Origin of the sequence: uncultured Psychrobacillus sp. (genome assembly GCF_938022135.1) — a bacterium.
GTDB lineage: Bacteria > Bacillota > Bacilli > Bacillales_A > Planococcaceae > Psychrobacillus.
Genome location: NZ_CALIED010000061.1, coordinates 1 through 12,437 on the forward strand (window position 1 = coordinate 1; position 12,437 = coordinate 12,437).

Here is a 12,437-nt window from a genome sequence, read left to right on the forward strand (position 1 = left end):
GAACCCGTGTTACCGCCGTGAAAGGGCGGTGTCTTAACCGCTTGACCAAGGGGCCATTTAAAGATGGCTCCGAAGGTAGGACTCGAACCTACGACCGATCGGTTAACAGCCGATTGCTCTACCACTGAGCTACTTCGGAATAATTTATGTCGTTTTGTTCTACTCGACTTTTTCTATTATAGAGAGGGTTTGGACAAACGTCAACACTTTTCATCAAATTTCTTTCATTTTTTTAAAAGAACTTAAATGCAGGTCCCCAAAACACTTGCCACACTTGAATTTCTGCGTATTTACTCGAATTTTCCGTCTATATAACAAACCACATTTTGCGCACTCATACACATACAGTTTAGTATGTTTTTGATTTTTAGGCGCTACGAGTGTAGAGCAAAATCTAGGTGAATCTGTCTGTTTTAGAAGCTGACGAAAATCTGCATCTCTATGTTTATACCCTTTCCCTTCTATATGTAAGTGATAATGACAAAGCTCATGCTTAATAACTCCAATCAACTCATTCATTCCATGTTTCTCTAACACTAGAGGATTTATTTCAATCATATGTGTTCTTAACATATACCTTCCGCCGGTACTGCGCAGTCTTTTATTGAAATAAGCTTTATGGTGAAACTTCCTTTTAAAAATCTGCATTGATATGCTACTTACTAATTCACTCAATTGTTCATCTGTCACTATACTCTCTCCTAGATAAAAGAGCTTGTCCACTGATGTTCATCAATGGACAACTCTGGTTATTATTAGACTTGTTGTTCAGGTGGAAGCATCGTTAATGCAATTCTTCCTTTGCTGGCATCGAACTGCTCTACCCATACAGTAACGATATCCCCAAGGGAGACTACATCTAAAGGATGCTTTACAAATCCTTTTTTAAGCTTGGAGATGTGTACAAGTCCATCTTGTTTAACACCTATATCTACAAAGGCGCCGAAGTCGACTACATTTCGAACTGTACCTTGAAGCTCCATTCCTGCTTTTAGATCCTCTAACTTTAATACATCTTTTTTAAGTAATGGCTGCGGGAAAGCTTCACGTGGATCTCGTGCTGGCTTAATCAATGCATCCAAAATATCCTTTAGCGTAATCTCACCAATCCCTAATTCTTTACTAGTTTCTTCTATAGAAATAGTTTTTAGTGCTTCTTCTGCTTCCTTAGAACCTATTTGGCTTTTAGTTAGTCCAGCAATTTCAAGGACTTGTTCCGCTGCCTTATAGCTTTCCGGGTGAATTCCTGTTGCATCTAACGGATTTTTAGCGTCTGGAACACGTAGGAAACCAATTGCCTGTTCATATGTTTTAGCTCCAAGACGAGGAATTTTCTTAAGCTGAGCTCTTGAAGTGAAACGTCCTTGTTCGTTTCGCATGTTTACCACGTTCTCTGCTACCGTTTTAGAAAGGCCAGATACGTATTGAAGTAATGAAGCTGATGCTGTGTTTACATTTACGCCTACTTGGTTAACCGCAGTCTCTACTATAAAAGAAAGAGATTCCGACAGTTTCTTTTGTGACACATCATGCTGGTATTGTCCCACACCTACTGCCTTTGGATCTATTTTTACCAACTCCGCCAAAGGGTCTTGTAGTCTTCTAGCAATTGATACGGCACTTCGTTGCTCAACTTGAAGGTCGGGAAACTCGTTTCTTGCTGTTTCTGAAGCTGAGTACACCGAAGCACCTGCTTCATTGACAATTACATACGCTACTTCTCCTGTTACTTCCTTAAGGCAATCTACGATAAATTGCTCTGTTTCACGAGATGCCGTACCATTTCCAATCGCTATAAGAGAAATTGGATAATTCTTAAGGTAAGAAAGAACTTTCTTTTTCGAGCCTTCTATATCCATTTTAGGTGCGTGAGGGTAAATAGCAGATACCTCTAATAGCTTACCTGTATCATCAACCACTGCAAGCTTACAGCCAGTACGGTAGGCCGGGTCCACTCCAAGTACCACTTTTCCTTTTAATGGTGGCTGAAGTAAGAGGTTACGTAGGTTTTCAGAAAAAATATGAATAGCCTGCGCTTCAGCTTTTTCTGTAAGCTCTGCACGAATTTCTCTTTCTACGGAAGGTTGAATCAATCTCTTATATGAATCCTCTATCGCTAGCTTCACCTGTTCCACTGCTTCACTAGTAGCATGATTCGGTATCCATTGTGCTTCCATTACTCTTAAAATTTTGTCCTGTGGTGTTTGTAGACCAACTTTAAGTACATCCTCTTTTTCACCGCGATTTAAAGCAAGAATTCGATGAGGGACTATTTTTTTCACTGGCTCTTCATATTCATAATACATTTCATAAACGTTTTTTTCATCGAGCTCTGCTTTTTTCAAAGAGGATACAATTCTTCCGTCGGTGCGCGTTAGGTTACGTATTTGCTCCCGTATTTTAGCATCATCTGCAAACTGTTCTGCTAATATATCACGAGCACCTTGAAGCGCGTCTTCAGTAGTCATTACCTCTAATTCTTCATTTACATAAGCCTCTGCTAGGGTTTGAATAGATTCTTTTGGGAATCCAAGTAGTTCCGTAGCTAAAGGTTCCAGCCCTTTTTCTTTTGCTATAGTAGCTTTCGTTCTACGTTTTTGTTTGTATGGTCTATACAGATCCTCTACTCGTTGAAGGACAGTCGCATTTTGTATAGAAGTTGAAAGTTCTTCAGTAAGTTTCCCTTGTTCTTCTATTAATCGCAGAACTTCCTCTTTGCGTTGTTCGAGCTGTTGGATATAATGATAACGATCTTCTATTGCTTTTATTTGCACTTCATCCAATGAGCCTGTTTGTTCTTTACGATATCGAGCTATAAAAGGTACTGTGTTTCCTTCTTCTAATAATTTTATTACTTGCTCTGCCTGCGATGTTTTAGTGCCCGTCTCTTTGGATACGAGCTGAAGCATTTTCTTTAGTTCCAAAACAAACCCATCCTTTCTATCTAACCTTATTTTAACATATTCTGAACGCAGCAAAAAAGCTTACCCTTTAATTATGAGAGTAAGCTTCCTACAATGAATGTGGCGTCGTCGCCATGTTCTATTTCTTTATAAACTGTTTCGTACAAACATTTAGTACCGCTAGACTCCTTAATAGTGGACTTTGGACTCTTCATCACTACTCCATCAGAATGCAAAAGGAACAAGTCATCTTTAGCACATGGATATGTTTGTGTATTAATCTTTTGTTTACGTCCTGACAGATATCCCATGACTGGCAATGGATAAATCATTTTCCCAGTGGAGCGTTGGTACATATAAAACTTTATATTGCCTACACAGCTATAAGATATAGTTTGAGCTTTATAATCTATTTTCACAAGAGCAACTGCTGCTCCTCGTTTTTGAACCATAAGCTCATTGCATTTTAACAATAAGTTATCCAATGTCTCCTCAGGATATTGTTTTAAAATGTTTGGTATTACGTCAGCTGATTCTTTTGCTATTGGACCGTTCCCTAATCCATCTGCAATTGCACAAAGCATAAAATCTTCATGCTTAGATACATAGTAAGTATCACCAGATTCCGCATTCCCTGTTTTTGCTTCCTGAAAGACTAGCAACTCGACTTTTTCATCTGAGTAGTTTATCAATTTACAATTCCACCTGACGATAATATTGCCTCTTGTAATTTCTTTATTGCTTTGCGTTGAATTCTCGATACATGCATTTGCGAAATACCGAGACGGTCGCCTGTTTCTTTCTGACTCAGCTGCTCCATGTATGTAAGTAAAATTATCTCTTTTTCTCTTTCAGACAACACATTAAAAGCTTCGGCTACAAGTAAGCGCTGATCCGTTTTTTCAAACTCCCCGTCTGTCTGACCAATTACATCAAACAACGTTATAGTGCTACCATCTGCATCGGATTCTAAGGAATGATCCATCGACAATGCTTGATAGCTTTTGCCCATTTCCATTGCTTCTAGAACATCTTCAACTTCTACATCCAGATAATCTGCAATTTCCGGGACTAAGGGAGATCTTTGAAACTCAGTTGTTAGCACTTCCACTGCCGATCTAATACGTGGACCTAATTCTTTAATTCTTCTTGGAACATGAACTGCCCAAGTCTTGTCTCTGAGAAATCTTTTTATTTCACCTATAATCGTCGGAATGGCAAAAGCTTCAAAGTTTTTACCAAAGGACGGATCGTATCTTCTAATGGCCCCTAATAGACCAAGCATACCTACTTGAACTATATCCTCATGATGAGACTTACCATTAGAATATTTACGAGCAATCGACTCAACCAAACGCTCGTAGTTTAACACAAGATTTGTTTGAGCCTCTTCGCTTTCTGTCGTTTGATATTCTTTAATCCACTTTAATATTTGTTCCTTTGACTCTTTAGGAAGAGATGTGTTCGACATTATCATCCACCTGCTTTACTCCGACATGCTTCGTCATAAATACAGTTACACCCTCTTGGTGATGAACTTTTACTTCATCCATCAATGTTTCGATAAGGTATAAGCCAAGCCCTCCTTCACGTAAGAATGATCCCTCCTCTAAATCATGGTAAGGTCCCACTTGTGCTTTTGTTTCCTCAAAGTTAAAACTTTTTCCATGGTCTGCAATCATAATTTCGATTCTATCAGAATATAACGCACAACCAATTACTACTTCGCCGTCCTCATCTTCTGCATAAGCATGCTGAACTGCATTAGTAATTGCTTCACTCGCTGCAATCTTTAAATCTTCAATATCATCATAAGAAAAGCCCATCCGATTCGCCAGCCCTGAAATTGTAAGACGTGCTACACTCACATATTGAGGCTTTGCAGGCAAACGAATCTCTACATAATCAAACGGTTTCATCTATTTTCACCTCTTCGCTTGCTTGAATGTCCATTATGTCCCCTAACCCAGTTATATCAAACAATCTTTTAAGGCGAGGTGAAAGTCCCGTTAATTCCATGTGGACATTAGACTCTTTAGCACTTTTATAAAAACCTACAAATACACCTAATCCAGTACTATCCATATATGATACGTCCGATAAATTTAACTCGACACGTGAATCTTCTTTTAAATTAATTTCTGAAAGCTTTTCTCTTAACAAAGGTGCTGTAAATGCATCAATCTCACCTTTAATAATTCCTTTGATACGCATTTCTTCTTCGTATAGTTCTACTGATATATTCATAATCAAATTATCCCCCGTTTTCACTATATATACGTATCTATACCACGATACAATCATTGTTAAACATTTTTATAGCGATTTCTTGAAAATGACTAGAGTGAAATCATCACGTTGTTCAAATTCCTGCAATTCCTCTAGCTTATGGAATACATATTCGACCATTTCTTGAGCCGGCTTATCTTTTACGCTTTCAATAATACTTAGTATTATATTTTGGTCAATAAAGCCTTCCTTCGAACGACATTCCGTTACACCATCGGTCATCATTACAACAAAGTCATCTTTTTCTAACGTAATAGAATGTTGCTCGTATTTGACATTAGGAACTACGCCAAGCAATAAGCCTTTTGCCTGAAGTTCTTTAAACTCTCCTGTGTGAGCACAATAGAACAATGGTGGCTCATGTCCTGCTGAAGCATAAGTGAATTCACTCAGTGCTGTATCGTATGTCCCGTAAAACATCGATATAAACATCGAATCACTAACACTTTTTTCAACAATTCGATTGATGATATCTAAAACAACTACTGGATCAGTGTCTGGACCATCCAAACTATCCATACCATATTTAATCATGGACATACAAAGAGCTGCAGGTATCCCTTTACCAATAACATCAGCCACTGCGATACCTATTGCATGGTCATTACTCAAAAAGTGAGTATAATCTCCATTCATTTCTTTCGCCGGAACAGAGATTAGCCCAATATCCAAGTTATTCATGTTTGGGATTTTGGATTTAAGCAGTGTTTGCTGCACATTAGTTGCCAATTCCATTTCCATTTTGAAATTTTGCTGTTTTTCAATAAGTGTTTGATGTTCTTTTAAGGCCAAGCCATATCTAATCATAACTTCTATCAAAAAATCAAACGAATGAGATACCTCTTCCGGTAAATCAGGCATAATTTCTTCCAAAGAAGCCTTATGTATACTGATTACTTCCTCCGGAGAAATACTTTTTTGTATGAGCTCTCTACTAACATTTTGACCTTCATATAAATTATGCTCCGTTTGACTTAACGTATACTGTCTCAAAATTTCCTTATACTGTTTTTTAAATTGTTGAGGCATTTATCTTACCTCCTACCTTAACCACTTAGTGGCAATAATTGTTGTCCCATCTCCAACTGCAGTTTCGATTTTGAAATCGTCCATTAGTCGTTTCACCCCTGGTAACCCTGCTCCCAAGCCTCCTGAAGTGGTATATCCATCTTCCATCACTTTACGGACATCAGCAATACCAGGTCCTTCATCAGCAGCAATAATCAAAATCCCTTTTTGATTACCTTCTACAATTTGTTTGATCTCAATATTTCCTTTTCCAGCGTATAAATATATATTTCGAGCGAGCTCGCTAATAGCGGTGGTAATTCTAGCTTGGTCAACTGTTCCAAAACCAGCATCTTTTGCTTCGTTTCTCCCCAGTTGCCTTGCCGCTACTATATCCCACTCACTTATAATGTGAACAGAAGACTTCATATTCATATGGATTAGTCCTCCAATTCTCGTTCAAGTTTTTCCAATCCATTTTCTAAGTCTAAAGCAGTTACTACATTCTCAAGTCTAATTCCTAACTCGATTAATGTGATTGCAACGGCCGGTTGTATTCCCGTTATCACTACTTTAGCTCCCATTAGACCTGACATATTAATGACGTCTCCAAGGACTTTAGCGATAAAAGAATCAATAAAGTCTATCGGTGTTAAATCTAAAACTACTCCCCTAGCAGCTGTCGTATGCAGCTTGTCCAATAAATCCTCTTGAAATGACAAAGCAGTTTGATCATCTAGCTCCCATTGTATGGATACAATTAAACAATCCCTTAACTTCAAAATTGGAATTCGCGTCATCATTATGATTTCACCTCAACTATCGCTCTATTTGTTAGTGCCAATGCTTGTTCCACTCCACGTTGCAAAGTACTTGTTGTTGTAAAATCATTTAAATTAATACCAAGCGTTACAATTGTTTGAGCAATCTCTGGGCGAATTCCCACTAAGAAACACTTTGCCCCTACTAAACGAACTGCATCGGCAGCCTGAATAATATGATGAGCGACCATCGTGTCTACTACTGGAACTCCTGTAATATCCAATAACACTACTTCTGCACGATGCTTCACTACTCCTTGCAGTAAGTTTTCCATTATAAGCTTTGCACGCTCAGTGTCAATTGTTCCAACCAATGGCATCACTGAGATTTTCTCAAACACAGGAATAAGAGAAGCTGAAAGTTCCTGCAGTGCTATCTTTTGTAGGTTAACTGTTTTTTCCCACACAATAGAGTAAGCTTCTACAATTGTATGAGTAAGAGGCGTCAGCCAATTGTTCAAAATAGAGCGATAAGACTTATAATTATTTTCATTTAAATGTCCGGCACTTTCCATATCTTCATAGATAACTTCTGTAAAGTTAGTCAATGATTTTAAAACAAAAGATATGGACCATCCGTAGCGCACAATTTGTTCGGAAAAGTCGTTTAGCTTCCCTGTATAAATTTCCTGATCCTCAGTAAGACTCGATATCATTAATTCTCCAAATTCGCGTGCAGTATGGTCAATAACTTGATCTGACATAATTTGAAAAAAACGGTCATCTTTTTCGTCTTCCATTTTTACTTTCCATTTTTCCAATATTATATCGATATTATCGCGAATGTATGTAGCAATTTGTTTATTCATTTGGTTGTTCCCAGCTCCTCATTATTTAAATGGTAATTATATTGTAACGAATCTTATAAGATTTTACATCTATTAATATCTTTGCAAGTGTTTTATGTTGTTCAAAATTAGCGTAATCTCCATTACATCCAATAAAATATTGGAAGAAATCTATATAACTACCACTCTATATGGTTTAATTTCATAATTCTTATTTTAAAAGAAAAAATAATTTTCATTCTGAACACTTTCCGCTTACAGATACACTTTACTCATATAAAAAGAAAATAAAAAAACACAATGCGTATTTGTCGGCTACACATTGCGTCTTGTCTATGTATTTAAAATTTTACGATTCCTAAACTGATGCCTAGTGCATGATCGACTTCTTCCATTACATCTTCATCTAAATGTGTAATTTTATCTGTAAGCCTCGACTTATCAATAGTTCGTAATTGTTCTAATAATATAACTGAATCACGTTCAAAATCATACTCTTTTGCATTGATTTCTACATGTGTTGGCAATTTCGCTTTTTGAATCTGAGCGGTGATTGCTGCCACAATTACAGTCGGACTAAACCGATTCCCGATATCATTTTGTATCACCAATACGGGTCTGGTTCCACCTTGCTCAGACCCGACTACTGGTGATAAATCTGCAAAAAAAACGTCCCCACGTTTTACGATCAAGTTTTCATCCTCCACTTACGAGTCGCTCTGTCGTATGTTGGGCTTCATATTCCGCATGTAGACACTCTGTACATATGGATAAGTTAATATGAGACATCTCAACATAGCCTTTCATCATAGCTTCTCTTATAAGATTTGCCTGGCCTTTCTTTATATATTCATTTGCATGTACACGAGCAACGCTTTCCCTACCTGGTAATGATTGTGTAGCTTGCTTTTCCTCATTACCCATTTGCATTGGAATCTCTATAAGCGCTTCTTTTTTCTTTTTATCACTTACCACAGCAAACACCTCCGACAAAACATTTCCCTATCTGACAATATACTTCATCTTACCATTACTGGGCGTGAAATAAAAGACATTATAAGAAATGGTTAGACAAATTATGCATGAAGAACTACGTTTTGTCGACAGTTTACTTGCGATAAATTCTAGGTATTCTAGTAGATAAGGTACAGCATACTTCATATGGAATCGTTTGAAGCGTTTTTGCCCATTCTTCAACCTCGATTTCCTCGTCTCCTTGTTTTCCTATTAAGACAACTTTTTCTCCGACTTTCGTTGGGCCATCTAGACGTATCATACATTGATCCATACAAATCTTTCCGACGAACGGCATTCTTTTCCCTTTAACTAACACATGCTCTGTATGGAGTTTTCTAAGTAGCCCATCCGCATAGCCAATTGGTAATGTGCCAATCCATTCTTCGGTTTTAGCTGTATAGGACGCACCATATCCTATTGAGTCTCCCTCATTAACCTTCTTTACATGTATTATTTCTGTATACAAAGAAAGAGGCTTTTCCAAAGGGAAAGGAAGATGATTATTCAAAAATGGTGAAGGAGCTATTCCATACATAGATATACCGAAACGGACTGCATCCCAGCTTTGACTAGGATGTTGCAGTGCAGCAGCACTATTGGAAGCGTGAATCATAGCAGGCTTTTGTTCAAATAACCCTAAAAAGGAGTTAAATTTTTTGACTTGCTTATTAAAATACTCGGTATCCTCATCGTCTGCAGTAGCAAAGTGGGTATAAGCACCCGTAATTTCTAAGCTACTAGATTCCTTTATAAAAGCTAAAGCTTCTTTCAGTTCTTCTTTATTTGAGAATCCTATTCTTCCCATACCACTATCTATTTTAATATGGATCTTCACATTACTTTTAAACTCTTTTGTAGCATAAATCCATTCACATGAATAAGCTGTAAGAGTAATATTCTGGGCATTAGCCTCCGGTAAAAAAGAAGGTGGCGCAGCTCCCAAAACAAGAATCTCAGCTTTTATGCCAGCTCCTCTTAGATGTAATGCTTCCTCGGGAGTGGCTACAGCAAGCATAGAAGCACCTGATTGAAGAGCAGCTTGTGCCACCTCAATGTCTCCATGTCCATATGCATTTGCTTTTACTACTGCAATTATTTGAGTGGAAGATGGTAAAGTCTCTTTTAACCGCTCTATATTAGTTTGTATTGCTAGTAAATCTATTTCTATAAAAGTTGGTCTATATAGCTTTTGTGACATTATTAAACCTCTTCTTCCAAGTCTTTAAAATTATTATGCTCCTTGGAAGAAGAGGTCGTCAACCTATAATCACTTTAATTCAGTAACTGTCATCGAAGCTGCTACCTCTATCATTTCCTCTTTAGTTAGTGAAGAGGAGGCAATAAAGAACGACATCCCATCTTGTTCCCAGCTAATAGATTGATCTGTAACTGCTCCTATTGCCACACCTAAATCAACTGGATCACCAGGCGCAAACACCGGAATAGTAGACGGCATTGAGGCATCGCTCAATTGTTGGATGACTGTAAAATCCTTGTCTCCTCCACTAAAAGTCAGCACTACTCGTTTTTGATTTTCTAATTGTATAACCTTCTCTTCCATTAGATGAGTATCTTCCCATTTAATAACTGGGTAGTGCGTTTCAAAGTCTCTATTTTCTAACTCAGCTGATGCCTCGACTGTATTTCCTTCAGCCTGAGCAGCAGGTGTTTGTTCAATTTTATAGTCTCCAGCAGCTCGTGTTTTTCCTAAAGAGACTTTATCAAACTTGATATGAATCTGTTCCTCTTGATTTTCATTTAATATCGAAACGTCTGTTGGTAACATCGTCTTTTTGTCGATATAGATTTTTTGAGTCGGAAGCATATTTTTGTGATTATTAGTAGTTTTAGCTTCAAATACATATTTATTTCCTTCTTCTTTAAATGTAGCAGCTTTGTCTTTCTTAATGTCCTCTGCTAACGAGCCAATTAAATACGCTTGGCTATTTTCTGAAGGCCACTTACTTTGGAATTTGTAAGTTTTGTTAAGGGCAGGTGTAACGACGAAAACACCTTCTGCATTACGAACAATCATTTGTGTGTTTTCTGCATTTGCATCAGAAACTTTAACACGATAAAAGTCTGGTTTAGTATGCCAAACTTCCACATCATAAACTCTTGGCTCTGCACCTGTTAGAATACTCATTTCTGCAGTTAGTTCATATCCCTTTGCGTCACTCCATTTGTTGCTCAATTTCTTTACTACGTCTTCCTTCGATTCAGCTCCACATGCAGATAGTACCAGAATCATTGCAAATAAAACTACCAGTCTAGCCACTAGGCTCTTCAATTTTGTCCACCCTTTCTATTATCACTGCCTTCGTTCATTGTATGTAGGTGGACGACCGGTTATGATTGAAGAATTACTTGTGCAGCAGCATAATCTTTTGTGTGAGTGATAGAAACAAAGCCATTTATAGGCTTTTCCTTAAAATATAATATAGGTTTCCCAGAACTTTCTTTTAAAATTTCTATATCTTGAAAGCTACATTGCTTCCCAATACCGGTGCCTATTGCCTTAGAGAATGCTTCTTTAGCTGCAAATCTTCCAGCTAAAAATTCTAATTGCCGAGCACCTGATAAAGTCTCCATAATTTCTTTTTCTTTTTTTGTTAAAACACGCGTAACAAACTTTGAAGTTTTAGTTAAAATGGATTCTATTTTTTTTATTTCAGTTATGTCTAAACCAATACCAGTTATCATGAATGTTCTTCCTTTCCTATATGGTCTTTACAAGATATACTATTAATAAGAAATTCGAGGTGAGAGTATGTTCTCCAGAAGAGAAAGCTTTAAACAATACATAAAATTATATCCGATTGTTTCTACCTTATTAGCCATCAATATTTTTATCTTCCTATTAACTATTATACCGGTTTATGGGATCTATTTGCGGTATATGGGGATGGGGGTTAACCTACTCATTGCAGAGGGTGAATATTGGAGATTAATCACTTCCATGTTCTTGCATGCAGGATTTGCTCACTTACTATTTAATATGTTCTCTTTATACATCTTCGGTCCAGAGTTGGAACAGCTTACTGGTAAAGCTAGGTTCTTAACCATCTACTTCCTATCAGGCTTCATGGGTAATGTAGCAACTTATTTGATTCATGACTGGAATTACGCTGGCCTTGGAGCTAGTGGAGCAATATACGGAATTTTAGGTGCTTTTGCTGCGTTAGTTTATTACACGAAACACTTATTACCCCAGCTCAGACAGATTATCATACCTATCATCGTAATTGGTGTCATTCTATCATTCCTACAACCGAATGTAGGGGTGACCGCTCATCTTGGCGGTCTAATCACAGGATTTATACTTGGAATGATCTTTTTTCATCCTAAACGAATTGCTTCCTGGAAGAAAAAGAAGAATCCATACAGAGTGGTTAAGTAACTTACCATTTTACCCAAAACAACTAGAATGGAAAGGTTTCTTACTTAGAGATCATGGAATAAAAAGAAAGCAAAAACGTGAAATCGAGTTTTTTCCGATTTCACGTTTTTTTATGGATAGGCTATGTTGAAGGTAGGGTTGATTTATGATGCAAAAAAATCTTAAATCAGAGAGTAGAATTGATTTTTCGCCCCAGCCGGACGCTTTCCTC

General features: G+C 37.4%; 16 protein-coding genes and 1 tRNA gene. 1 reads left to right on the top strand and 16 read right to left on the bottom strand.

The features are described 5' to 3' along the window. Positions 1 to 64: 64 nt before the first annotated feature. The 16 genes from Q0371_RS11880 to acpS all read right to left on the bottom strand — a co-directional run bounded on the left by Q0371_RS11880 (position 65) and on the right by acpS (position 11,529). A tRNA-Asn gene (locus Q0371_RS11880) sits at positions 65 to 139 on the bottom strand. A 74-nt stretch (positions 140 to 213) separates the two neighbouring features. Continuing rightward, positions 214 to 690: a SprT family protein gene (locus Q0371_RS11885; RefSeq protein ID WP_298471340.1), complete on the bottom strand. Its 477-nt coding sequence runs from the start codon at positions 688 to 690 to the stop codon at positions 214 to 216. 65 nt (positions 691 to 755) lie between these two features. Further along, positions 756 to 2,924 carry a Tex family protein gene (locus Q0371_RS11890; protein WP_298471343.1) on the bottom strand — a complete coding sequence of 723 codons (2,169 nt, stop codon included), beginning with the start codon at positions 2,922 to 2,924 and terminating at the stop codon, positions 756 to 758. A gap of 71 nt (positions 2,925 to 2,995) precedes the next feature. Next, complete coding sequence (locus Q0371_RS11895) at positions 2,996 to 3,595, bottom strand: PP2C family serine/threonine-protein phosphatase (RefSeq protein WP_298471346.1); 600 nt, start codon at positions 3,593 to 3,595, stop codon at positions 2,996 to 2,998. Beyond that, positions 3,592 to 4,374: an RNA polymerase sigma factor SigB gene (sigB, locus tag Q0371_RS11900; RefSeq protein ID WP_169360992.1), complete on the bottom strand. Its 783-nt coding sequence runs from the start codon at positions 4,372 to 4,374 to the stop codon at positions 3,592 to 3,594. The genes Q0371_RS11895 and sigB overlap by 4 nt, the downstream gene beginning before the upstream one ends. Further along, positions 4,352 to 4,822, bottom strand: coding sequence for an anti-sigma B factor RsbW (gene rsbW, locus Q0371_RS11905; protein ID WP_251553344.1), 471 nt, complete (start codon positions 4,820 to 4,822; stop codon positions 4,352 to 4,354). The genes sigB and rsbW overlap by 23 nt, the downstream gene beginning before the upstream one ends. Beyond that, positions 4,809 to 5,150 carry an STAS domain-containing protein gene (locus tag Q0371_RS11910; RefSeq protein WP_169360987.1) on the bottom strand — a complete coding sequence of 114 codons (342 nt, stop codon included), beginning with the start codon at positions 5,148 to 5,150 and terminating at the stop codon, positions 4,809 to 4,811. Before Q0371_RS11910 ends, rsbW begins: the two co-directional genes overlap by 14 nt. Positions 5,151 to 5,219: 69 nt before the next feature. Beyond that, complete coding sequence (locus Q0371_RS11915; protein WP_298471352.1) at positions 5,220 to 6,221, bottom strand: PP2C family protein-serine/threonine phosphatase; 1,002 nt, start codon at positions 6,219 to 6,221, stop codon at positions 5,220 to 5,222. 12 nt (positions 6,222 to 6,233) lie between these two features. Further along, entirely contained in the window at positions 6,234 to 6,635 is a 402-nt protein-coding gene (locus tag Q0371_RS11920) for an anti-sigma regulatory factor (RefSeq protein WP_169360985.1), read from the bottom strand. A gap of 5 nt (positions 6,636 to 6,640) precedes the next feature. Further along, entirely contained in the window at positions 6,641 to 7,003 is a 363-nt protein-coding gene (locus Q0371_RS11925) for an STAS domain-containing protein (protein ID WP_169360984.1), read from the bottom strand. Next, a complete protein-coding gene (locus tag Q0371_RS11930) occupies positions 7,003 to 7,830 on the bottom strand; it encodes an RsbT co-antagonist protein RsbRA (RefSeq protein WP_298471356.1) in 828 nt (275 codons plus the stop codon). Before Q0371_RS11930 ends, Q0371_RS11925 begins: the two co-directional genes overlap by 1 nt. Positions 7,831 to 8,150: 320 nt before the next feature. Further along, on the bottom strand, positions 8,151 to 8,501 hold the full coding sequence (locus tag Q0371_RS11935) for a type II toxin-antitoxin system PemK/MazF family toxin (RefSeq protein ID WP_144539613.1): 351 nt from the start codon (positions 8,499 to 8,501) through the stop codon (positions 8,151 to 8,153). A gap of 4 nt (positions 8,502 to 8,505) precedes the next feature. After that, complete coding sequence (locus tag Q0371_RS11940; protein WP_240949796.1) at positions 8,506 to 8,739, bottom strand: transcriptional regulator; 234 nt, start codon at positions 8,737 to 8,739, stop codon at positions 8,506 to 8,508. A 178-nt stretch (positions 8,740 to 8,917) separates the two neighbouring features. Further along, complete coding sequence (alr, locus tag Q0371_RS11945; protein WP_169360981.1) at positions 8,918 to 10,024, bottom strand: alanine racemase; 1,107 nt, start codon at positions 10,022 to 10,024, stop codon at positions 8,918 to 8,920. Between the two features lie 69 nt (positions 10,025 to 10,093). After that, positions 10,094 to 11,116: an outer-membrane lipoprotein carrier protein LolA gene (locus tag Q0371_RS11950; protein WP_169360980.1), complete on the bottom strand. Its 1,023-nt coding sequence runs from the start codon at positions 11,114 to 11,116 to the stop codon at positions 10,094 to 10,096. A 59-nt stretch (positions 11,117 to 11,175) separates the two neighbouring features. Beyond that, positions 11,176 to 11,529 carry a holo-ACP synthase gene (acpS, locus tag Q0371_RS11955; RefSeq protein WP_169360979.1) on the bottom strand — a complete coding sequence of 118 codons (354 nt, stop codon included), beginning with the start codon at positions 11,527 to 11,529 and terminating at the stop codon, positions 11,176 to 11,178. 67 nt (positions 11,530 to 11,596) lie between these two features. On the opposite strand from acpS, the gene Q0371_RS11960 reads away from it, so the two are divergent. Beyond that, positions 11,597 to 12,226, top strand: coding sequence for a rhomboid family intramembrane serine protease (locus Q0371_RS11960; RefSeq protein ID WP_169360978.1), 630 nt, complete (start codon positions 11,597 to 11,599; stop codon positions 12,224 to 12,226). The last annotated feature ends 211 nt before the right edge of the window (positions 12,227 to 12,437 follow it).

Bases quoted from the DNA above. Each gene is read 5' to 3' on its own strand.
- sigB (WP_169360992.1), bottom strand. From the start codon at position 4,374: ATGTCGAACACATCTCTTCCTAAAGAGTCAAAGGAACAAATATTAAAG.
- Q0371_RS11910 (WP_169360987.1), bottom strand. From the start codon at position 5,150: ATGAATATATCAGTAGAACTATACGAAGAAGAAATGCGTATCAAAGGA.
- acpS (WP_169360979.1), bottom strand. From the start codon at position 11,529: ATGATAACTGGTATTGGTTTAGACATAACTGAAATAAAAAAAATAGAA.
- Q0371_RS11915 (WP_298471352.1), bottom strand. From the start codon at position 6,221: ATGCCTCAACAATTTAAAAAACAGTATAAGGAAATTTTGAGACAGTAT.
- alr (WP_169360981.1), bottom strand. From the start codon at position 10,024: ATGTCACAAAAGCTATATAGACCAACTTTTATAGAAATAGATTTACTA.
- Q0371_RS11925 (WP_169360984.1), bottom strand. From the start codon at position 7,003: ATGATGACGCGAATTCCAATTTTGAAGTTAAGGGATTGTTTAATTGTA.
- Q0371_RS11920 (WP_169360985.1), bottom strand. From the start codon at position 6,635: ATGAATATGAAGTCTTCTGTTCACATTATAAGTGAGTGGGATATAGTA.
- rsbW (WP_251553344.1), bottom strand. From the start codon at position 4,822: ATGAAACCGTTTGATTATGTAGAGATTCGTTTGCCTGCAAAGCCTCAA.
- Q0371_RS11940 (WP_240949796.1), bottom strand. From the start codon at position 8,739: ATGCAAATGGGTAATGAGGAAAAGCAAGCTACACAATCATTACCAGGT.
- Q0371_RS11930 (WP_298471356.1), bottom strand. From the start codon at position 7,830: ATGAATAAACAAATTGCTACATACATTCGCGATAATATCGATATAATA.
- Q0371_RS11960 (WP_169360978.1), top strand. From the start codon at position 11,597: ATGTTCTCCAGAAGAGAAAGCTTTAAACAATACATAAAATTATATCCG.